The organism is Chloroflexota bacterium, from assembly GCA_026389585.1.
Taxonomy (GTDB): Bacteria; Chloroflexota; Dehalococcoidia; order UBA2247; family RBG-13-53-26; genus JAPLHP01.
In genome coordinates, this window is sequence record JAPLHP010000022.1 from 1 (window position 1) to 22,242 (window position 22,242).

General features: G+C 54.0%; 19 protein-coding genes, 1 tRNA gene and 3 riboswitches. Of the genes, 8 read left to right on the forward strand and 12 right to left on the reverse strand.

Annotated elements, in window-relative coordinates; translation table 11 throughout:
• Positions 1-729: 729 nt before the first annotated feature.
• Positions 730-802 (reverse strand) — tRNA-Val (locus tag NTZ04_01765).
• A 55-nt stretch (positions 803-857) separates the two neighbouring features.
• Positions 858-1,115, reverse strand: a complete 258-nt coding sequence (locus NTZ04_01770) for an HgcAB-associated protein (GenBank protein ID MCX5991050.1) — start codon at positions 1,113-1,115, stop codon at positions 858-860.
• A gap of 345 nt (positions 1,116-1,460) precedes the next feature.
• On the opposite strand from NTZ04_01770, the gene NTZ04_01775 reads away from it, so the two are divergent.
• The 3 genes from NTZ04_01775 to pyk are packed head-to-tail and all read left to right on the forward strand — an operon-like array spanning position 1,461 to position 3,255.
• Positions 1,461-1,700 carry a DUF433 domain-containing protein gene (locus NTZ04_01775; GenBank protein ID MCX5991051.1) on the forward strand — a complete coding sequence of 80 codons (240 nt, stop codon included), beginning with the start codon at positions 1,461-1,463 and terminating at the stop codon, positions 1,698-1,700.
• The gene (locus NTZ04_01780; GenBank protein MCX5991052.1) at positions 1,697-1,834 is read left to right on the forward strand and encodes a DUF5615 family PIN-like protein; all 138 of its coding nucleotides are present in this window, start codon (positions 1,697-1,699) and stop codon (positions 1,832-1,834) included. Before NTZ04_01775 ends, NTZ04_01780 begins: the two co-directional genes overlap by 4 nt.
• Entirely contained in the window at positions 1,831-3,255 is a 1,425-nt protein-coding gene (gene pyk / locus NTZ04_01785) for a pyruvate kinase (protein MCX5991053.1), read from the forward strand. The genes NTZ04_01780 and pyk overlap by 4 nt, the downstream gene beginning before the upstream one ends.
• Before the next feature lie 82 nt (positions 3,256-3,337).
• Here the strand turns inward: pyk and NTZ04_01790 are convergent, their stop codons facing one another.
• Positions 3,338-4,063: a mechanosensitive ion channel gene (locus NTZ04_01790; GenBank protein MCX5991054.1), complete on the reverse strand. Its 726-nt coding sequence runs from the start codon at positions 4,061-4,063 to the stop codon at positions 3,338-3,340.
• Between the two features lie 880 nt (positions 4,064-4,943).
• Here NTZ04_01790 and NTZ04_01795 point away from each other — a divergent pair.
• Positions 4,944-5,153: a TOBE domain-containing protein gene (locus tag NTZ04_01795; GenBank protein MCX5991055.1), complete on the forward strand. Its 210-nt coding sequence runs from the start codon at positions 4,944-4,946 to the stop codon at positions 5,151-5,153.
• 104 nt (positions 5,154-5,257) lie between these two features.
• Here the strand turns inward: NTZ04_01795 and NTZ04_01800 are convergent, their stop codons facing one another.
• The 8 genes from NTZ04_01800 to NTZ04_01835 all read right to left on the reverse strand — a co-directional run bounded on the left by NTZ04_01800 (position 5,258) and on the right by NTZ04_01835 (position 16,592).
• Entirely contained in the window at positions 5,258-6,304 is a 1,047-nt protein-coding gene (locus NTZ04_01800; GenBank protein MCX5991056.1) for an ABC transporter ATP-binding protein, read from the reverse strand.
• A complete protein-coding gene (locus NTZ04_01805) occupies positions 6,297-7,121 on the reverse strand; it encodes an ABC transporter permease (GenBank protein ID MCX5991057.1) in 825 nt (274 codons plus the stop codon). Before NTZ04_01805 ends, NTZ04_01800 begins: the two co-directional genes overlap by 8 nt.
• A 99-nt stretch (positions 7,122-7,220) precedes the next feature.
• Complete coding sequence (gene wtpA, locus NTZ04_01810; protein ID MCX5991058.1) at positions 7,221-8,303, reverse strand: tungstate ABC transporter substrate-binding protein WtpA; 1,083 nt, start codon at positions 8,301-8,303, stop codon at positions 7,221-7,223.
• Positions 8,304-8,308: 5 nt separating this feature from the next.
• On the reverse strand, positions 8,309-8,923 hold the full coding sequence (locus tag NTZ04_01815; protein MCX5991059.1) for a molybdopterin-dependent oxidoreductase: 615 nt from the start codon (positions 8,921-8,923) through the stop codon (positions 8,309-8,311).
• A 5-nt stretch (positions 8,924-8,928) separates the two neighbouring features.
• A complete protein-coding gene (locus tag NTZ04_01820) occupies positions 8,929-9,831 on the reverse strand; it encodes an argininosuccinate synthase (GenBank protein MCX5991060.1) in 903 nt (300 codons plus the stop codon).
• Positions 9,832-9,901: 70 nt separating this feature from the next.
• On the reverse strand, positions 9,902-12,685 hold the full coding sequence (locus tag NTZ04_01825; protein MCX5991061.1) for a PKD domain-containing protein: 2,784 nt from the start codon (positions 12,683-12,685) through the stop codon (positions 9,902-9,904).
• Between the two features lie 303 nt (positions 12,686-12,988).
• Positions 12,989-13,657, reverse strand: coding sequence for a hypothetical protein (locus NTZ04_01830; GenBank protein MCX5991062.1), 669 nt, complete (start codon positions 13,655-13,657; stop codon positions 12,989-12,991).
• Positions 13,658-13,916: 259 nt separating this feature from the next.
• A complete protein-coding gene (locus NTZ04_01835; protein MCX5991063.1) occupies positions 13,917-16,592 on the reverse strand; it encodes a hypothetical protein in 2,676 nt (891 codons plus the stop codon).
• A 155-nt stretch (positions 16,593-16,747) separates the two neighbouring features.
• Positions 16,748-16,867: riboswitch (molybdenum cofactor riboswitch) on the reverse strand.
• Positions 16,868-17,121: 254 nt separating this feature from the next.
• Positions 17,122-17,256: riboswitch (molybdenum cofactor riboswitch) on the reverse strand.
• Positions 17,257-17,520: 264 nt separating this feature from the next.
• On the opposite strand from NTZ04_01835, the gene NTZ04_01840 reads away from it, so the two are divergent.
• The 4 genes from NTZ04_01840 (at position 17,521) to NTZ04_01855 (ending at position 21,441) form a co-directional block, all read left to right on the forward strand.
• The gene (locus NTZ04_01840) at positions 17,521-18,627 is read left to right on the forward strand and encodes a GntR family transcriptional regulator (GenBank protein MCX5991064.1); all 1,107 of its coding nucleotides are present in this window, start codon (positions 17,521-17,523) and stop codon (positions 18,625-18,627) included.
• Positions 18,619-18,742, forward strand: a riboswitch (molybdenum cofactor riboswitch). It overlaps the preceding gene by 9 nt.
• A gap of 20 nt (positions 18,743-18,762) precedes the next feature.
• Complete coding sequence (locus NTZ04_01845; GenBank protein ID MCX5991065.1) at positions 18,763-19,644, forward strand: substrate-binding domain-containing protein; 882 nt, start codon at positions 18,763-18,765, stop codon at positions 19,642-19,644.
• A 31-nt stretch (positions 19,645-19,675) separates the two neighbouring features.
• On the forward strand, positions 19,676-20,365 hold the full coding sequence (locus NTZ04_01850) for an ABC transporter permease (GenBank protein MCX5991066.1): 690 nt from the start codon (positions 19,676-19,678) through the stop codon (positions 20,363-20,365).
• A complete protein-coding gene (locus NTZ04_01855; GenBank protein MCX5991067.1) occupies positions 20,365-21,441 on the forward strand; it encodes an ABC transporter ATP-binding protein in 1,077 nt (358 codons plus the stop codon). The genes NTZ04_01850 and NTZ04_01855 overlap by 1 nt, the downstream gene beginning before the upstream one ends.
• Before the next feature lie 41 nt (positions 21,442-21,482).
• Here NTZ04_01855 and NTZ04_01860 read toward each other — a convergent pair whose 3' ends face one another.
• Positions 21,483-22,052, reverse strand: a complete 570-nt coding sequence (locus tag NTZ04_01860) for a nitroreductase family protein (GenBank protein ID MCX5991068.1) — start codon at positions 22,050-22,052, stop codon at positions 21,483-21,485.
• Positions 22,053-22,242: the final 190 nt, after the last annotated feature.

Consider the following 22,242-nt stretch of genomic DNA (forward strand, 5'->3'; position numbering starts at 1 on the left):
TTAATGAACACCCTTAAGGTCTGGTCGTAACTCCTCAGGGTGTTCGGAGATCGCAGTTCACCCCGCAACATTATCATAAATGATTCGACCATCATTTGGCGGTTAATGTCATCCATGGATGATTCGCCGATTCCTCGTGGCGCAAAGTCTGTCATATAGCACCTACCTTTCAGGAATTTGGCCTATCTTATCATCTCAATCAGCGGTGTGTCAAGTGGTCTTTGGGCCGAAAAGGGCTATTTCACGCACAAAAAGGGGGGTATTGACAGTTGGGGATAGAGATGATAATATTCCCAAATCAGACGTGCTTCAAGTTTTTCGAAGCTATGCCTTGCTTGCCAACGAACCAGCCCCTGGGCCGTCTTCCTCATTGGAACAAGTATCCCACACTACATTGCAGTATGATTATGAAAACAAGTGTACCAGCAGGTAAGATCACTTCGTGGTAACCGGTGGATGTTCAGGAATTGGCCGCCCTAATGCATTGGCTTCTGCCAGAAGGCGAACGAAGGTTGTGTCACTGATCGGGAAGTCCAAGCTTTTATTAACCAGTGCATTAAATACTTCCCATAGAAGGTGATTTTGTAGTATGCTTCGTTAGAACAATTCTGCACCACTAATTGAGAGGATACTGCCCGATGCAACCGGGTCTCACATAGCTTTGACCCTACGTAACATTTTCGCTCATGCAAGCAATCATGAGCTATCCGTTGCTACGCAAATGAATAATGGGCAGTACAGGATTTGAACCTGTGACCTCTTGCGTGTGAAGCAAGCGCTCTAACCACTGAGCCAACCGCCCAAGGATGCATCTATTCTAGCCCCAGAAATCACCTTTGTAAACACATTTGAGTGCATCATGTTGAGTGCATCATCCCACCCAAAGAAGATATGGGATGGGAAGAAATCAAAGAAAGGCAGCACACCCTGCCATCCTGCCGCATGGCAATGATAGCCAGCTTGTCGCCTGACTTAATGCCGGCCTTAGCCCTAATGTCCTTGGGCAGCACCATCTGCCCCCGCTCATCCACACTGACCACCGCCTCAACATTGCAGCAGTTCGCTTCCCCGCCTGCCGGAAGCCCGAAGGCTGCTTCTTTCGCATCCTTCACCATATTCATACCTCCCATCAGTCAGCAGTGCCCAAAGCCTGTGAATAATACTCCTTATGCGCTGGTTCCCAATAACCAGCGGCGGGGTCATTGGTGCAAGGCCTCCTGCGGTGATGGTGGGGAATAGCGTCGGACGATCTCTAGTACCTTGGCTCTTCCCTTGGGGTCTTGAAGCGCGCGGGTGATGGCTGACTGAACAGTCTCCGACCTGGCCCCATGGGTAAGGCGATTGAGGTTGCCTCGTGGGGCGCCGGCTCCATTGCGTTTCCCGCCTCGCATGTGATACATTCAGTCATCGATTTGTGATCTTGTCAATAGGAAGGCGGGGTTGAAGGGAGGTAAAGAGAAATGAAGTACCAGCACCGAATTGTCGTAGACCGTGAGATTGTGCATGGTAAGCCGGCCATCAAGGGCACCCGAATTCCCGTCTACGTCGTGCTTAATCTCCTGGCTGGCGGGATGAATGCACAAGACGTACTAGGGGAATACCCCAACCTGACCAAAGAGGATATCCTTGCCTGCCTGGAGTATGCTGCCGAATTGGCGCAGGAAGAGGTGGGGATACTTGAGGTGGAAGGGATTAGATGAGCCTTAAGCTCCTGCTGGATGAAAATATCCCTCCTCGGGTTGCCATGGAATTACGCCAATCGGGTTATGACGTGGTGCATGTAGGAGACACGGGCTTGAAGGGGTGCAAGGATTCAGAGGTGAACAAATCATGAACCTGAGCCGACGAACTAAGATAGTCTGCACCATCGGGCCAGCCAGTGGTTCGCCTGCCAAAATCAAGAGGCTTATCCAGGCGGGCATGAACATAGCCCGCCTCAACTTCTCCCATGGAACCCGCAAGGAACATGCCGAATATATCCGTGCCATTAGAGACACGGCCTCACAGCTCAATGTTCCGATAGCCATTCTCCAGGACCTGCCCGGTCCAAAGATAAGGACAGGCAAACTCAAGGAGAAAGCGGTTACTCTCAGGGAGGGTGATGATTTCACTCTCACCACCAGAAAGGTTGACGGCGATAAGCACAGGGTGAGTGTAAACCTGCCCGGCCTCTCCGAGAACGTGAAGCCAGGGAATATCATCTTCCTGAACGATGGGGCCATAAAGCTGGAGGTACTGGATAAGACTTCAACGGACGTGAGGTGCCGCGTCCTTATTGGAGGCATCCTGGAATGGGAGAAGGGCATCAATGTACCTGGAGTGAACCTGAGAATACCCCCTTTCATGGAAGTCGATCTCAAAGACCTGCTCTTCGGCGTGGAGCACGGGGTGGACTTTGCCGCCCTTTCCTTTGTTCGAGAGCCGGAGGATATCCTCCGAATGAGAAGGCTCCTGAAGGATAGAGGGATAGACATCCCACTGATTGCCAAGATCGAGAAATGGGAGGCCTGCCAGAACCTCGACGATATACTGGCAGTGGCAGACGGTCTCATGGTGGCACGTGGCGACCTGGGGATCGAGATACCCGTGGAGAAAGTCCCTTTGGTTCAGAAGGAAGTCATCAGGAAGTGCAACCGTGTAGGAAAGCCGGTGATCACCGCCACCCAGATGCTGGAGTCCATGGTGAATTCGCCCTTCCCTACTCGCGCTGAGGTCACCGACATAGCCAACTCCATTTTTGACGGTACCGATGCCATCATGCTCTCAGGGGAGACTGCCATAGGCCGCTACCCGGTAGAAGCAGTGAAGGTAATGACAAAAGTCGCTCTAGAGATAGAGGCCGTCCTCCCGTACGGCAAGATCATGCTCGATAAGGGAGCAGACCTCGAACCCCAGACGGATGACGCCATCAGTTATGCTGCGTGTCACACCGCTCATCAACTGGGAGCAGCGGCTATTGTTGCCTTCACCATGTCAGGCAGCACAGCCAGACGCGTAGCCAAGTACCGCCCGGGGATTCCCATTCTGGCAGCTACACCAAGCCCCAAACAGAAAAGGAGACTCCTTCTATCCTGGGGAGTATATCCCTATGAGGTGCCCGAGCCCGCTACTGTGCACGAGCTCTTTGCCCTGGGGGTGAGCTTAAGCCTGAAGACTGGGACCGCCAAGAGAGGGGATCTGATCGTCATTACGGCCGGCATTCCAATAGGCATTCATGGCACCACTAACCTCCTGAAGGTAGAAAGAGTAAAATAGGCTGAAATCTCCTCTCAATCCGAAGCCAAATCATGAAGGCAAAAGAAGAGATCGAAAACCGAAAGAGATGGAGTTACCACCACTAGGCGAGTCTCACGTCAGGGCTAGCTTTGACGTGATCTAGAAACTCCAACAGGATCTTACTTTTCAACTGGTTACGCTGCCGGACCGGGGCCACAAACTTACCCTTGATCCAGATTTGATGGGGCTCCACATGTATCAGCACACGGGGACCGCTCATGGCTTCGTCTAAGAACTTGGGATAGCCATTCTGGAACATCTGGCGAGCCTCGTTAAGGTATACCTCATCCTGAGACTTCAGGATGCTTTCGAGAAGTTCAGTCGCCCTATTCACATTGCTGTCAACAGTGATGGGAATACGCACCTCATCAAACATATAGTCAGAGGTAATCGCCTTCTGACGCACTGAGTAATCCTTGGAATAATTCAGCACCGGTTGGTCCAGGATCACCAGGTTTGGAACATGCAGTATCCTGCCGGTGAGCTCACCCCCCAGTTTCTCATCTTCCCCCACCTCCTCCAGGGTAGTATGTATAAAACCCACCCAACGCACATCGCCTTTAGTATTACCTATCCGGATTCTGTCACCCGGCGCATATATCTTGGAGAAATTGATAACGAAATAACCAAAGAAGCTGGCAGTGTACTTCTGAAGGGCCACAGCCAATGCCGCTGCCATGATAGGCATAGCAACAGCCATGTCGGGCACCTTTATCACCACCACCACGACAGACCCAATTAAACCCAGGACCAGCGTGATGGCTAATGCCAGCCAGAATAATCTCATGTTGCAGGATCACTCACGGGGAACGGGGTGGCCAACTTAGATATTTCTAACCAGACAAGCAACTTTGCTACCTAGATCCCTTTCTCCAAAATCATAACTATAGCAGCAAGATTAATGCAGAGCAACAGGCCACCGCTACTCCAGGTTTTCAGGCCCTGGTCAGCAATGGACTTCTATCACGCCGTTATGGGACCAGGCCAGCCCCAAGAAGTTGAGCTGCTATCGTAACCGCACAGGCCCAAATCCGTGGATTACTCTTCGTGTTAGTATCGTTCCTCACATCGCAGGGGTGGTTCGCGAACCGCCCCACACCATGTCATTCCCGTGCAAACGGGAATCCAGGCGCCCATGAGCTATGAACCATGGGCTATGCGCCCTCAAGGAAAGGCGTTGGGGTGGGTTCAGCCCTCTCGGGGCGGTTTGAAAACCGCCCCCTACGACGGGGCAACGCGTGGCTGTCGTCCTCATATTGCCCACTGTGTCATTCCCGCGGAAGCGGGAATCCACCCATTCTCCCTCCCCTGGCGGGAGGGAGTTAGAGGGAGGGGTGAACCTCACCCTCACCCTGGCCCTCTCCCATCCAAGGGAGAGGGAATTGCAGATATCCCCTCCTGGATTCCCACGTTCGTGGGAATGACATAAAAGTGAAGTTGTCATTGCGAGCCATTCTCCAAGCCGAGAGAGGAGAAGGCGCGGCAATCCATGGAAGGGCACGGGCATGACATTAACGCGAAGTAATCCACGGATTAAGGACAGACTAGCGCTATTGACAACTTATCTGACACGATTTAACATACGCTTACAGAGGCTGGGGCAAGCAAGCAGCAGAGGCTAAGTCCCGGCACTCCAGTTATGATTTTCGGGAGAAAAGGAGCAAAACATGAAACTGAGTGCTCGCAACGTTCTGAAAGGCAAGGTCAAGTCAGTCAAGCCGGGAGTGGTAAATGCGGAAGTCACCCTGCAATTGCCTGGCAAGATTGAACTGGTGGCAGTCATCACCAAGGAATCTGCCAAGAACCTGCAACTGAAGAGGGGCAAGGAGGTCTACGCCGTCATCAAAGCCTCCAGCGTGATGATTGCCATCGACTAGGGCAATCAAAGAAACACAAGAACGCATCACTCATTGTGTCGAACAAGCCCGGGGCATCCTTCAGGTGCTTGCAGCACAATGGATAACCATTGCTGCAATCCTGCCTAGAAAACGTGTGCCGCCGCAGTCTTGAAGGCGATCCACACTCTCTCCCCTTTTGATAAGTTCAGTTCTCCGAATGACTGTCGAGTAGCAAGGCAAACGAAATCCGGAGGTACATTGACCCTGACATAGATCACCGCCCCTCTATCCACGACGTCGGTGATAACACCATCAAAGGTATTCTGCTCAATGGACCCAAGAGGTGTCCCGGAGATAAAGATGTCCTCCGGGCGGACCGAAACGTGGACCATTCCTCGCAACGCCGTCATTACCACAACCTGCACACCACCAATGTCAACTGTGACATTGTTACCATGATCATCCTTGGCTTCACCAGAGAAGACATTCTGCGACAGGGCAAAATTAGCCACGAACTCCGACTTCGGGCGACGCAGGATATCCCCAGGCGTCCCCACCTGGACTATTTCACCCTGGTTCACCACAGCAACCCGGTCCCCCAGGGTTATGGCCTCCTCGAAGTCATGGGTAACATGGATCACGCTGACACCCAATCGCCGATGAATCTCCATCAACTCCCGTTGCATTCTCTCCTTCGTCTGTGGGTCCAGAGCACTCAGTGGCTCATCGAGCAAGAGCGCATCAGGCTCGGTGACCAACGCACGAGCCAAGGCCACTTTTTGTTTCTCTCCCCCGCTCAGAGTAGCTGGCCTTCTTCGCAACAAATCAGCAACGCCGAGCACCTCAGCAATATCAGTTATCCTGGTTGCTATCTCGCTCCTGGAATACCTCTTTGATTTGAGCCCAAATGCTACATTCTCCGCCACTGAAAGGTGTGGGAAAAGGGCTTGATCCTGATAGACAATGACAATACCCCTCTTCTCGGGCCCAAGCCTGGTAACATCCCTGCCATTAATCGTGATTGTTCCCTCAAGAAGGGGATAAAGTCCGGCTATGGCTTCCAGAAGCACAGTCTTTCCTGCACCGGTAGGCCCCAGGACAATAAAGTACTCGCCCGAATCAACATCGAGATTGACATCCTGAAGAAGGAAGTTGCCTACCTGAACCTTCAGGTGGCTGACCTTAATCATGCTTGTTACCCCTGAGGGCCACAATTCTCAGCAAGAGAAACATTACCAGCGATACAAGGATAACCAGAGCAGCAACCGGCCTGGCATAGTCCAGCCCCAAACCGGAGAAGCGATCGGCCACCAGTATAGGTGCAACTGTCTGGGACCCACCAATAAAAGGCACGTAATACGCCAGGATGAGCACAGCACCGAATTCGCTCATGGCCCTGGCCCACATCATGACCGAGCCAGAGAATATGCCTCTCCAGGCAAGAGGCAGAGAAACCCGGCAGAATGTCCGCCATGGCGACGCACCCAGGGTACGAGCCACCTTTTCCAGCCTGACATCGACAGTCTTGAAGGCATCCCTCGCTGAGTCAATAAGGAAAGGAACGCTGACAAATATCATAGCAATGACCACCCCGGCCAGGCTGTCAACAAACGTAATTCCCACATGACCAAATAGCTTGCCCAGCAAAAACTGCCTTCCAAAAACGAAGAGAAGAGCAATACCAGCAGCAGAATGAGGAATGACAATCGGAACATCAATCAGTGCCTCCAAGAATCCCTTTCCCCAAAACTGTCGCCGCGCCAAGAGATAGGCCAGGGGCACACCGAGGACCAGCCCTATGAGAGTGGCCAGCAGACCCGCCCAAACGGTGAGCATAATGGACGAGTAAACGGAATCATCAAGCAGGGTATCCCACAGCGTTCCTGGTGATGAGGAGACCACCGTTTTAATGATGGGAGCGAAGATGAAGAAAAGGATAAAAAGGCTTAGCAGGATGAATACGATAGTCATGGTATCAGGTCTTACCCAAGAACGGCTTCTAAACATGATTCTCCTCCCTATGGTGATCAATCTCTGCAGGCATTTTTCGGTACTGACTTCGCCACAGGTCGTTGATACGCAGACCGGGGGCTGCTCGGCGCTCCATCATTGTTCCGCGAGCAGTGTTCTGAGCCTGGAAGGTAAGTTGGCCGGGTTATCAACTTCTGCCGGCACCAGCGTTGGTTGATAGTCCTCCGACATCACTCTCTGCCCTTCGGTGCCCAGAAGGAATTCCACAAACTCGGCCGCCGCCTCCGGGTGTGACGAGTTCGACGGGATCGTTAGAGCATATACTATCGGCTCTCCGCGAAACTCAGGTATGACAGAGGCAAACCTTTGAAAATCCAGCCTGACCATGACATGACTATACACATCGGCGAAGTTTTGAGAACTAAGGTCGATCTCTGGTGGCAGCTCCACAAATCCCAGCCCGTGCTGCCTCGCCACACTCTCATACTCAAAGGAGTAATCCAGGTCACCTGACTCTAGAAGACCCAGGAGCACCACACTCGAACCTCTAATGGTGACCTTTGTTGGCTTCAACACCTCAGGCACCGAAATGACATGGGTGTCAATGTTATCACTCACTGTGACCGGCGGGGAGAAACTGCCCATTACGCTCTCAAAGATGGCCTCATCACCATAGTAGGCCTCGGCAAGCTGGCACATCATGAGAGCTCTGTACCCGCAAGAGTCTATAAGCGGGTTAGGAACGCCGACTTTGATATCAGTCCCTGAGAGAATGTCATACCAGTTTGTGGCATTGATTCGATATGCATACTTGCTCTTGTTGGTGTAGGCCAGCCCCAAACGATTGGTGGCAAACTTCACATACCAATCCGCGTAGCTCTGGCTGGTGCCGGGAACCTGATTGTCATACATCATCATTGGTATTAGTGAGTAGTCGGCCACAGCCACTACATCCGCCTCAGTGGCAAGTTCCGTTACATACCTGATCACCTGGATGCTGCCGTGGCCCTCCACCACCACATCAATATCAGGGTGAACGGCCTCAAATTCCTTCTCCATCTCCTGGAAGGGCACTATCAGGCTGCCGGCGCAGATGATCTTCAGTTGGGTACGACCCGGGGTGCAGGAAGTGGCACTGACAATTGGACCAATCAGCAGCAGGAGGATAAGCAATCCGACCGCTTTGGCTTTGGCACTGCACACAGGCTTTCTCAACAACAAAGCTAATCCTGGTGGATGACCTCTATTCGGTCCACCCACTTGACCCAGTAGAACCCCTCAGTCAGAAGGTTTTCGCTGCCAACCACGGCCAGTCTCACTGGTTTCCCATCGTCATAAGAAAGCGGTTTCCCATCCTGTTCATATATGAGCGTCAATCCCAGCTTCTCGTGCGGCATTTCTTTCAGGGTTACCGGATCATAGGTAGGAAGATTACCACTAACCTGATCATAATCAAAGACTGACGAGTATCCATCGGTGGCCGATACAAACACCAGATCCGAAAGCCCCATTCCTCCTACCAGATCACAGACATCCTCAATGCTGACACCCTTGACGTCATACGGTCCATTTATCACCCCGGTGGTGGTAAAGAAGCCCCCCTGAGCCGTCGTGGATTTCATGGCCTTGATGTCATCAAGGCTGAGAGTCACATTATCGCCACTACTGCCTATGAGCGTCAGGTTCCACTCAATGTCAGCCTCAGAAGCATTCTGCCAGGGATGCGCGTACACCACTATCGCAGCCACGATACAGAGCAGGCCCACAATAAAGACAGGCATAGCCTTACGGAGCCTGCCGGTCTGTCTTTTCTTCGATTCTTGTTTCTGTTCAGACATGGTAACTAGACCCCTTCCGTCGGAGGACTGGGCAAGTCCTTCTTTCTAGTAACGAAATAGACAGACAGCCCAACGAGCGCCAACCCGCCGCCCCCCAGTCCTATGGGAACCCACGGTATCTTGTTCGATGTCTCGGTGGTCGTTGTATCTGTGTCAGAATCGGGAATTTCAGGCGAGGTGCCGCTGGGGTATATGATCATCCTGTCGATCCACTTTCCTGCCAGGCCATTTGTGCTCGGCCAAAAGCCCTCAGAGTCGCGGTAGAAATGCGAGTATCCCTCTTCGGCTGGCATGACAGCCAGCATGTCGGAATTGCCAAAGACGTATTTGCCCTCAGAGTTCGTGGTCTCGGCCATGATGACGATCTGGAGGGCGGTGCGGTACCCATTGTTGCCGGGATAGCCTTCTCCATACCGTTCGCCCTCCTTGGCATCCTCACCGTTGTACCAGCACAAGGCAATTGCCCCCTGCCTGTCCTCCGGTTCATAGACATTGGCGTACTTAAATTTTATCTGCCAGCCATCAACCGCGCACAACATCACTTCATCCCCGGATTCCATCGCTCCGACCAGATCGCAGAGATCCTTGATGCTGGTGCCCATCACCGCACCCTTGTCCTTAAGGTTGACCGTTTCATTCGGGTCCCAGAGGTTATCAGGGTCGAAGGTGGGCCCTTGCTGATAGTAGTGCGTCGTGCCGTCCCCACGTATCGGCAGATTATCTTCCATCCACTGATAGCTTACGGTCTTCTCAGCAACTACCGTGACGTTGTCATTTGCATACTTCACAATATGCACAGATGACGTTGCTCCGGCTGCCAGCGCCGAAGACACCGGGAATACTTGCATCAGCAGAGCCAGCAGCAAGAAGAAGATACCCGGCACCGGCTGAAGCGTCTTCTTCGTCATGATCCTGCCTCCTGCCAGTCCCGAACGGTTCCATTTGGCTCAGTGCCCCCAAATGCCAGCCAGACTTGTTTCATTGGGGTTTCCTTCTCGCTTTGATTCCGACTGTGACACCAACGATCGAAGCTGTTATTACGACAATACCCACCCCAACTGGGATATAGTGGGCTTTCATCCAGTGGGTAAATGAGCTGGCACTGTCATCCTGCTCGACACGGGTCAGCACTATGGTCTCAAAGACCGTATTCTGCGGGTATAGCGTTGTCACCTCCGCGTTGTCGAGAGAAACGTCCGCGACCCGGACAACCTGCGTCGTGGACGTCCCAGCGGAGGGGTCAACGGTCACCTTGGCATAGGCCAGGCTGTTCTCCAGGCTGTTCTGGTAGCCATCGTATTTCTCGCCGCTCAACTGGACGAGCGGCGCTCCGCCTGTCCCCATCACCATATACTGGATGCCGTTCTCCAGGTATCTTTCGTAGGCATGGACTTGGCCGTTCCACACAGCATCAACACCGTATGTCTGAAACAACCCCTCCCATTCCGCCCTGAGATTTGCCCAGCCGCCAAAGTGATTGGTGTCCGAGGTGTAGAGCGGGTGGTGGAACATGACGAATTTCCATGTTTGGCCAGTATCAAGGTCACTCTCCAGCCACGTCGTCTGGGCGGAAATATCCGTGTTACTATCCAGCACCGTGAAGTGGGCATCGCCACAGTCGAAGGAATAGTAGGCCGGAAGGCCGAAGATATCATAGTAAAGAGCGTCGTTCTCCTCATGGTTGCCCAACGCTGTGTACGCCGTGGTGTTCGCCAGCATCAGGCGGCCGGCATCGAAGAACCGGTTCCAGTTGGCCAGATCGCTGCCATCGTTCACCAGGTCGCCGGTAATCAGCACGAAGGCCACATCGGGCTGGGCGGCAATGCTGTCGGCCACCAGCTTAAACCTCTCCGACTGACTGAAGAGGGGCAACTGGTCCTGGGTGTCACTGAGAACCACGAAGTTGAACGGGCCGGAGGTGGGGAAAGTGCTGAAGTGGAAGTCAGCGGTAGATTCCGTACCGTATAGAACCCGGTAGTGGTAGACAGTGTTCGGATCGAGCCCTGACAACGCGACGTGATGGAGCTGCGTGTTTGTGCCATCGGTGGCCGTGAGGTCATACGTACTGCTGGCAGTATACTCCGCCTCGGTCGCGTACTGAACCGTCACGGTGGTGGCCAGAGTGGTCTTCACATTCACTACCGTCCCGGTCGTGGTGGTTCCCGTGAGGTACGGCCCCCAGAGCAGCCCCATGGTGGGAGTTGTCACCATAACGTAGTCCGTCTTCACCGCAGAATCGCTGCCCGCCGTGTTCGTCACCGTGAGCTTCACGGTGTACGTACCAGCGGCATCGTAGGTATGGCTGGGATTCTGAGCGGTGCTATCCACTGTGCTGTCATTGTCGAAATCCCAGGCCCAGGTCGTCGGATACCCGGTTGACTGGTCGCTTAATTGGACGGTGAGTGGCGCGGTGCCGCTGAACACATCAGCAGTAAAGGCGGCCACTGGCAACGGTGGTGCAGTCACAATGATATAGTCGGTTTTCACTTCAGAGTCGCTCCCCGCGTCGTTCGTTGCCGTGAGCTTCACGGTGTAGGTTCCGGCAGCGCTGTAGATATGGGACGGGTTCTGGATGGTGCTGTCCACTGCGCCGTCATTATTGAAATCCCAGGCCCAGGCCGTTGGATTCTCTGTCGACTGGTCCGTGAAGTTCACAGTAAGCGGTGCAGTGCCGCTGACCATGTCAGCTCCGAAAGCAGCGACAGGGGGTTGTGTGGGGGGAACAGCGATGATGAAGCCCTCCCAACCAGGGGAATCGATGGCATCTTTGGATCCAAAGGTTCCAATTGTCCCTTGAGCTTGGTTATCGGCAACGATGTCATACTTGCTGGGGGTAGTAGCCGAAAGAGCAATATTCCAGATGACCAAGGGAGCAAAATCACCATTGCCATCGGTGGTGACCGCCTCTTCGGCGCCCGAGGGATCCTCACCAGCAATGATCTGATCATGCCCTACCGTCCCCGGTACCCCGTATCCCCCTGGCGGCAAAGCCACCACCGGTTCATTCTGAACCCAGATCTTGTAGCTGGTGTTTGTCGCCAGCGCCAGCCCCTTCACATACACCGTCTCGCCAGGTGCGAAACTCTCCTTCGGGCTGCCGGAGGCATCGCACGAGATCAGGTTGGGCTGGTAGATATCTATGTTGGAGACCACTTGCACGGAGAGTCCGCCGCTGGAAGGCCAGAACTTCCCATTATAGAAGAAATAGCAGCGTGACGCGGGTAGGGTCTCATGCATGTCCCAGTCGCCAAAGACATGCTTCCCCTGCGCGTTAAGGGTCTCGGCAAAGAAGAGAAGGCGCATCCCCGTACTGTAGGCTGGCACGTAGCCGCCAAAGGTGGCATTGTACCAGGTGACGACCATCTTGCCTTGCCCTGGCTGAGGGGTATAGACATTCTCATAGTCAAACAACTCGCTGAAGTTATCGATGGCCTTGACTATAATCGTGTCACCTGGCGACGCCCCGCCAACAAGGTTGCACAGGTCTTTGACGTCGGTCCCCTTGGCCGCCCCATAGTCCCGGCTGTCTATGTTCCCCGTCTCACTAGGATCCCACAGAGTCTCAGGGGTTCTACTGGGATCAAAGTTAGGTCCCTCACAGTAGTAGTGGGTCATCCCATCACCATATACAGGCAGGTTAGTTTCCATCCACTGGTAGGTAACGGTTTGGGTACCGAGGACGTTACCGTGAGCATCGTACTTGGTCACCGTCAGCGAGGTTGTCGGGCCAGCCGCGACCGCTGCTCGTGGCGCGACGACCAAAGGCAGTAACACCATGAGCACAAGAGCCAAGCAGAGTGCCAGACCTGTGGTCTTCCTTCTCGTCTCGTTCCCTCACAACCCCATTTTAGTAAATAACAACAGGCCAAAGGTATGAGCTAGGGGCAAGGCTCTGCTCTTTGAAATACCCATCAGCGTTTGCTGGTGGGCTCAACACGCCTCATTATCCTCTGATAGCTATTTCGGCAACCATAGACATCAGTACCAGCTACGACCACTGGCCGTGCCGGGCCGGAACAGTCTACCCAGTGCCAGAAGCCACCTTTCAGTTTCCTCGGATTCTGCTTAAGCCGACTCGTTTCCCCCTCTCCGCCTTCTCCTCCACACAAGCAGAGCAATAAACAAAGCCAGGAGTGCCAACCCTGCCCCCAGACCAACATACCAGAGGTAATATACCCCTCTTGTGATGCCGCCCCCCGGCGCAGAAACCTCATCAGCAGTCAAAATCTTCATCCGAGAGACCATCACCGAGCTGATCATCTCTGACTGGGCCTCGACTCTCTCCACGGCTATCCACACCTCCCACTTCTCTCCGGTGTACTGTTCTTCTGGGGGCATCTGAATGGAAAGCTGGAATACGGCATAAGAATGGGCCTCCACCACAAACGATGATGAGGGAGTGGGATAGACCCAATCTTTATTTGGGATGGGTTGATATCCCTCCCTCACCGAATCTTCAGGAGGAATCTCCGCAGATACCGAAAAGAGATATGCCTCGTTCTCGTTGTTTTTCACAATCAGGTTTTGGGGAATGGTATATGAAGACTCCTGCAGGGGCACAGAACGCACCGTAAACTCTGCCGGTGCCAGGCTGGCTCCCCCTTGGCCCGCAGTATCATTATCTGTGGCCAGCGCGGATGGTATCGACACAAGAGTCAAAACAAGACACATAGCAATAACGGAGAATGCCCCCAGGGCTCTCCAGGTCGGTTTCAAAGATCGCTTGTAGTCCATTGTCAGATCTCCCCCCAATCTACAGTCTCTCGTTTTTCTGAACGAAGTCAACATCTCTTGACGCAATAGACTCTTTAAGGCCCTCAGAAACACTCAAGACAGGCTGCTCCGCGCCCACATGAATCCATTCATCCAGCAAGGGCTCCTCTTTATCACCTACAGACCGTCTCATAAAAGTGAGGAATGGTGGAGGGGGCGCACCCCCTCCACCGATTCTTTGACCTTAATCGTTTCCCTTTAGAGCGTTCAACTAGGTGCCCTATGAGGCTACGACGTAGATCATGATTCGCATCCACATCCTGGCTGGCGTGCTTATAGCTGTCGGCGTCCAGAGCGTCAGGCCATATTGCACTTCAGCACTCGGAGAAACAGCCGTCCAAATCTGCTTGCCCAGGGTAGTGTTGTCCAGGCTTGTCGCTACACCGCTATGGGGGTTCAACACCATCGTAAACTGGTCAAGCCCTGGGACAGGGGCAATGACCCACTTCGCGCTGGGCTCGCCAGGCATACTCAGGGCATCCTGACCGCGGACTAATATGTTCTCCGCAACGTTTCCTGTGTTCCTGATCGTGAAATAGTTGTCAGTTGGCGTTGATTTCGTGGTCCCCTCCTGCATCACGCCGAAGTCGTAGGACATGGTACCCAAGCAATCTATGGCCACAACCTCGTCCTCTACGGACACCTCGACAGCGCCCTCAGGCAGCCTGGGGCCGGGCTCCAATGCATGAGCCTTGACCACGTAGGTGTCAGAACAGCCAGTCCCTGTAATAGTAATGGCGAACTCGTTCCATTCTGAGGTCTTGGCATCTGCAGGAACAGTCACCTTCAGGTAGGACGTCCACTTCGTCAGCGCCGCTATCGGTATCGCTCCAGGATCCGGACTGAACGTCGGGCTCCAGGTATCGTGGGCGCTGAAGCTACTCTTGCCGGTAATGGTCTCTGTCACTGCCAGTCTGAATGAATTGCCAACATTGCTAGTATTCTTCACCACAGCAAGCCAGGAGATGGGGCTACCGGGAGCACCAGTCTGTGGCTCAGTAGTGCCAGGCAGCAGCTCAATCTGCACAGAGTTGACTACCCCAGTCGTAACGGTGATGGTGTACGACCCTATGGGTCCGATCACGACGCCGTTTTCGCTGGCCATCTTGCCGGTGGCCGTGACCGTAATCTGGTTGGACACGCCTCCAAGGGTATCCTGCGGAACCGTCACGCTGAGGGCGGCATATTCGGCCTGGTCCGGATCAGCCGCCATGACGAAAAGCTCGTTGGGGTCAAGCTTCAGAGTCCAGCCCAGTTGGTCCGCCACCGTCAACTCGTACTTGTCATCCAGCAGGCCTGTGTTCGTCACCTCTACAGCAAAGGTTAGAGGATCGTAGCTCACTGCCGGATTGACCACCTGGTCAACGACGCTGGCATGGGCCTCGTAGCTTTCGCCAGTAACGCTGACAGCCACCCCTACTAGATAGGTCAGCGCGTTCTGCAGGGTATTGTTGTTCTCGCCATCAAGGCTCTCAACCACAGCATTCGTCGAGTCTGCTTTGACAACGATGGTGTCATTCGGGTTCGAGAAGTTGAACGCATCAGTGGTGACCGTGGACGTAGCGCCGATGTCTAGGGCAGGACATGCCATGGTCTTTGTCTGGTCGCCATCTGCCGTGATCTCCGTGGTGCTGGCGCCAGCGGCAGCATTACCCTGGTTCTTCACGGTATAGGTCACCGTGTAAGTTGAGCCAGGATTCACCCAAGTCTCGTGCTTTTCAGTCACCACCAGATCGGGCCGGGGCACGAAAATTAGTTCTATCTCAACAATCTTGCTAACCTTCTGACCCCCAGTCAGGGTGGGCCCCGCCAGTCGGAGCGGGTAATAGTTCGAGGGAAGTGAGTTGCCATTCAGCTTGTTAGCCACAAATATGTTGTTGTTGTTGGCCACAAGTGTGCTGGCGAAGGTCTTGCTGTAGCCGTCAGAAGCGATGACTTTGACATTGTAGTCTCCATGAGCGGCCAGCGCATCGTTGAAGGCACCTGACCCGTGCTGGTTGCCGTCATCGACCTCACCCACCAGTAGCCACAGCGGCAGGCCGCTCCAGTTGTCCGAGGTAATGGGATCCGTCCAGGTGGCAGCACCATGGCATGCCACTCCGTTCTCAAACTCGGCCTGCGAGATATCGACGTTGAGTGCACCAGCCAGTTGTAGATGCCATTGTGGTGGCGCCTGCTGGTGTATAACTATCTCGGAGATATTCTTTACGGAGAGGCCATTGGCAGAAGGATAGTTTATTCCGGGGAAGTTGGGGTCGCCGACCGGATAGACTTGGTAGAAGTAGTGCCAGTTAGCTTCAGGCAGCGTGTCATGCATATCCTGGTGGCCGAACACGTACTGCCCGGCGCCATTGGTGGTCTGGGCGAACAAGACAAGCTGTATGCCATCGGCGAAGGAGGGCACATATTTCCCACCTTGTCCATCACCATAATCCACCCACCAGCAGGCAACGAACTTGCCCTGCGCCGGTTCCGGAGTATAGACGTCCTGGTACTGGAAATACTCACCATAGCCGTCATTGGCACGGATCTCTATTTGGTCACCAGCCACCGCATCACCCACCAGGTGGCAGAGGTCCTTGACATCAGTTCCTTTGAGGGCACCCTTGTCCTTCAGGTTCAATGTCTCGGCCGGATCCAATGGGTTGGCCGGAACGAACGTAGGCCCCTGCGAGTAGTAATGCGTGGTTCCGTCACCCTGGACCGACAGAGTGGCCTCCATCGTGGCAACGGTGATCGTTTGTTCGGCAATGATGGTGATCCCATCAGGGCCAACCTTGACCACGTGTATTTCTGTTGACGCTGCTGCCTGTGCTGGGACTGCAGAGAAAACGCCGGTCAGCGCCGACAACATCAGCGCCAGGCAGAGCAGCACCCCCACTATTCGTTTGTTCATTCCAAACTACCTCCAATAGATTTATTGACCGTGGAAATACCGAGCAGAAACACCCTTCTCAGGGGGGATGCATCTGGACACACAAGCCATCACCAATTGCCAGGAACAGCTTACACCAAAGTTCGCCCTGCAATAAGATGACCCCGCGGACATATCCGTGTCCCATTCGCCCTCCTTTCCAAGCATGGGAGGCCATGCCATTTCTAGCATCACCCTATCGGCCATTCTCCTTGGGTAAGCCCTTTAGGAAATATGGCTCGGAGAAGCAACAACGCAATGGTTCAATAATGGCAATCAAGAAGTCAGTTTCTGTACTATCACCCCCCAGGAAACGGCTGCTACACACTGACCAGAGCTGCCGGCAGCCCTGGAAACAGACAAAGAACCACGCAACTTGAATACTGGTCTCTCGCCTCACCCCAGATCTGGCCCAGCCACAGGCAACAAATCAACCCCTTCCTTCTCCAGCTATCAGGGGTAAGGACAAACAAAAACGCCCTGTAGATCAAGGGCGTTTTGTCACAAAAAGCCAGCCTTCATCTTCTCTCCTTTCCACATCGGGAGGTGCAGGCGTTTCCACCTGAACCCTTGGGGCTTACCGCCCACCGGCTGAGTGCCCTGCTTGACCGGGTTTAGGCAACTCAACTCGGAGATGAGTGTTACTCCCCCCCAATTGCACTATCCGTAAGACCTTGGCGATTTCCCGGACTCTGATCCAGGAGTGCCTCGTATCAACAGACGATTGCTTTCTTCGGGCCTAATTGTTACACTTACGCTATCACAAAGGATACAACCTGTCAAACCGATCTCTTCCTCAAGAGAAGAACTCTCATAAAGTGAAACGCGGAGTGCTGCCATAGCAGGCAAGGCTGAACATACGGTAGACATCTATCTTAGCAACACCACTGAGGCACCCCTATATAAACAGATAGTGGAACAGGTGAAACAGTCTATAGCCACTAACCACCTTCAGCCGGGCGAACACTTACCAACAGTTAGACAACTGGCGCACTCTCTCGGAATAAGCCCCGGCACAGTAGTCAGGGCTTATACAGAGCTTGAGCAGGAAGGGATAACACAATCGCGGCGCGGCGGAGGCACCATAGCCTCGGCCAAGGCCAGCGATCCCAGGCTGTTAACATTGCGCCAGAGTCACCTGTCCAACATGGTCAACAACAGCGTTCTGGAGGTTTTGAGCCTGGGGTACCGCCCGGAAGAGATCGAGGCAGCCTTCTCCTTGCACCTGGCCCGCTGGCGCGAAGAGAGGAAGGAGGCAGCAGGAGACCTGGAACGCCAGGGCAAGAGCATCGATGCTCGAAACACCATCGTCATTGTCGGGAGCCACGATCTGGCGCTCGATCTGCTGGTGAGTCATCTCAGACACAAGAACCCTGAAATAAACGTTGACCTTACCCACGCTGGCAGCCTTGGCGGCCTCATTGCCCTGCAGGAGGAAAGGGCTGATCTGGCCGGCATCCATCTGCTGGACGAGGAAACCGGTGAGTACAACTATCCCTATGTAAGACACATCTTGCCGGGCCGGGATGTGGCCATCGTACACCTGGCCTACCGCATCCAGGGTTTAATGTTTGCCATCGGCAATCCCAGGCAAATCAAGGGGATTGAAGACCTGAGGCGTCCCGATATCAGATTCCTCAACCGACAGAAGGGATCAGGGACCCGCGTGCTGCTGGATTTCGAGCTGCGGCAGCATGGCATCACGCCCTCCAGGGTGAATGGCTACGAACTGGAAATGGATACACATATCGCTGTCGGCAGCGCTATCGCCAGAGGTGAGGCAGATGTCGGACTGGGTATCGAGGCAGCCGCTCGATCCTGCGACATAGGTTTCTTGCCATTACTCAAGGAGAGGTATGACCTGGTGATGCCACTGGGAAGTTACCGGAGTGAGCGGCTGTCCCCTCTTCTGAAGATCATCAAAAGCAAGGATTTCCGAAGGGCAGTGACCGAGACAGGGGGTTATGATACCTCCCAGACAGGCACTACTACCTTCAGTAAATACAGCAAGAATTGAACTCTCCGAGCCCTGACTCCTAAAGGGAAAAAACCAATGGAGCAGCGGCCGGATAGGGTATCACTGGAAACGGGGATGCCTCCCGCGTTCGGAAAGGAGAACTTGACTTCAACAAAGAATACGGAGGATGAAATAGTGAAAAAGACGATCTACTGTATACTAGCCCTGCTGGCACTTACAGCCCTGATTGTGAGCGGCATCGGCTGTGGCAACTCAGAAGACGTGACAAAAGCGGCTACTCCCGAGGCCAGGCTCCGTGTGGCAACAACCACCAGCCTCTACGACACCGGGCTTTGGACCTACCTCCAGCTGAAATTCGAGGAGAAGTATAACGTCAAGCTGGACATCTTGTCTGTAGGTTCAGGCGCAGCCTTAAAATACGGCCAGAATGGCGATGTCGATGTCCTCGCCGTTCACGACAAGCCAAACGAGTTGAAATTCATCTCTGACAATTATGGCATTGCGCGTTTTCCCTTTGCCTACAACTACTTCCTCATCGTCGGTCCCGAGAGCGATCCGGCCGTCATCAAGGGCATGACTCCCGAAGATGCCTTCAAGAAGCTTTATGAAAGCGGCAGCGGGAAGTTCGTCTCGCGTGGCGACAACTCCGGTACCCACAGTAAAGAGAAGGCCATATGGAAGGCCGCTGGCTATGCTGACTACGACGCCGTCAAAACCGCCGGAGCTGCAGCAGGCTGGTACATAGACGCAGGCAGTGGTATGGGGCCAACCCTGCAGAAGGCCAGTGAATTGGGAGCCTATACCCTCACCGACATGGGTACCTACCTGTCTTACAAGAGCCAGCTGAGCCTGGTGCCCATTGTGGATCAAGGCAGCATTCTGCTGAACGTCTACTCTGTCATCGTCTGCACGAAGAGCACCAACCAGGTAATGGCCCAGAACATGGTGACATTCCTTACCTCACCTGAGATACAGAAGTTGCTGGGCGAATACGGCACCAAGGATTACGGCCTGCAACTGTTCACACCGTGTGCCGGCAATGAGCCAACATCGTAGAAACATAGCAAGATTGGAGTACTGAGGTAGATTGGGTGAACTTTGGCATGGCCTGGTAGACGCGGTACACCTTATTGTATCGCGTGACCCGGAGGTCGTTGACGTAACGTGGAGGTCACTGCGCATCTCAGTGGCCTCCACTATCCTGGCCGCACTGATCTGTATTCCCCTGGGTGGGCTGATCAGCTTCCGCAGCTTCCCGGGCAAACGGTTGCTGATCAGTGTCACTCAGACCTTGTATAGCATCCCCACAGTCTGCGTCGGCCTCTTTGTCTACCTGATGGTCTCCCATGCCGGACCGCTGGGCAGTCTCGACCTGGTTTTCACCCCCGCTGCCATGGTCATAGCGCAGATGCTCCTCATCATGCCGGTGCTGCTGGGGCTGACCATCTCCGCACTGAGCGGGGTGGATAAATCCATCAAGGATACCACGCTGTCCCTGGGTGCCACCGAGTTTCAGGCTATCTGGGCTATCCTCAAGGAGGCCAGATTTGCCATCGTTGCTGCGGTGCTCCTCGGATTTGGCCGGGCTATCTCCGAGGTGGGTGTTGCCATGATCGTTGGCGGTAACCTGTGGAGATATACCCGCGTCCTCACCACTGCGATCTCACAGCTCACCACCGAAGGTGAATTTGCAATGGCCATGGCCCTCGGTATCATCCTCATCGCCGTCGCCCTGATCGTCAATATCGTAGTCGGTGTCGTGCAGCAGAGGCGCTAATGTCCCTGATAGAAGTGGTGGACCTGAACCAGCGCTACGGCGCGAAAAACGCGTTGATAGGCATATCACTCTCCATAGAGAAGGGCGAGGTGTTCGGACTGATCGGCCCGACCGGCTCCGGTAAGACAACGCTCCTGCGCCTGCTGGACCAACTCGAGCAGCCTTCCTCAGGCAAGATATTCTTCGACGGACAAGAGGTTTCGCCAGGCCTCCGAACCGAAGTCCGCCGCAAAGTGAGCATGGTCTTGCAGAAGCCGGTGGTATTCAATGCCAGCGTCTATGACAACGTGGCTTACCCGCTCCAAGTGAGGAGGCACAACAAAAAGACCATCATTGAAAAGGTCAACATAATGCTGAACACGGTCGGCCTCGAGGGCTATGAGAAAAGGAACGCCCGCACGCTCTCCGGTGGTGAAACCCAGAAGGTGGCTCTAGCCCGGGCCCTTATCACCGATCCACAGATGCTCCTGCTGGACGAGCCGACAGCAAATCTCGACCCGGTGAGCCTGAACACGATCGAGGAATTCATCCTGCGATTCAATCGCGAACACGGAATGGCAATCGTGATAGCCACGCACGAGATGGCTCAGGGGCAACGCCTGGCTGACAGGATAGGGGTGATGATGGATGGGGAGCTCATCCAGGTCGGCCTGCCGCAGGAGATATTCAGCATGCCCAGGGACTTGAGAGTGGCCCGCTTTGTGGGAGTAGAGAATATCCTCAAGGGCCGCGTGATCTCAAACGAAGAAGGACTCGCCCAGATCAATCTCGGCAGTCACACTGCAGAGGCTATTGCCGACCTCAAGGCTGGCGATCAGGTTCACATGTGCATCAGGCCGGAGGATATCATCCTTTCCCTCACAGAGCCATCGAGCAGCGCCAGAAATGCCTTCACCGGAGAGATAAGCCGTTTGGCCCTGTCAGGCGCCCTTGCCAGGGTTGGGATAGATTGCGGTTTTCCGTTGGTGGCACTGGTCACCAAACGGTCCGCCGAAGAGTTGGGGCTCCAGATTGGCAAGAGTATCTACGTTTCCTTCAAAGCCACGGCGGTTCACATGATTGGCCCGGTTAAGTAGATCCAAACAAGGTCTTGCCTAAATAAGTCCAAGCCACCTGTCTAACCGACGATGATATCATCAAGGCGGCGCTTGGGCACGTGGTGCACACATTCACTGTCGCGCCAGTATTTGATGTCTTCACCAGACCCTAATGCTTCAACTACCACAATCTCCTTTGGCTTACCCAGAGCCAGAACAAGCAGTATCTCATAGTGGGATGGTATCTTTAGAGCCTTACAGAGTCCACTCCTATCCACATTGCCAATAAGGCAGCCACCCAAGCCCCTTTCGACGGCACCCAGAAGAATACTTTGGGCAGCAATCCCGTGGTCACAACCAAAGGACTGGCTTATCCTGGTGTCACCAAGCACAATGATATACGCCGACGGCCTTTCACCCTCAATCGGGCCAGGCCATTCCTTGAGATAGCCGGCCCATCTAAGATATGGGAATATCAAAGCATTCTTCTGTGGATCGCCGGAAAGGATATATTTCAGCGGTTGCATATTGGCTGCCGACGCGGAGAGCCTGGCCAGATCAACGAGTTCTCTCAGGGAATTGATCTCTACCCTGCTTTCCTGATAGAATCTCCGGCGGCTTCGGTTATTCAGCACTAGATCTCTCAGCATCAAAATCCCTCCTATGCTCCAACACTGTGATATAAACAGCCCTGTTGACTATCTCTTGCTGTACCACGTCTTAGGTAGTGTATCATTTTCAAATCAGAGAAACGGCAGATAGAGCTTGACATCAATTTCAGCCCAGCCTATATTGTGTCATACGCTTTACGGGGTCATGGCTGGTCATTATGAGCTGTCA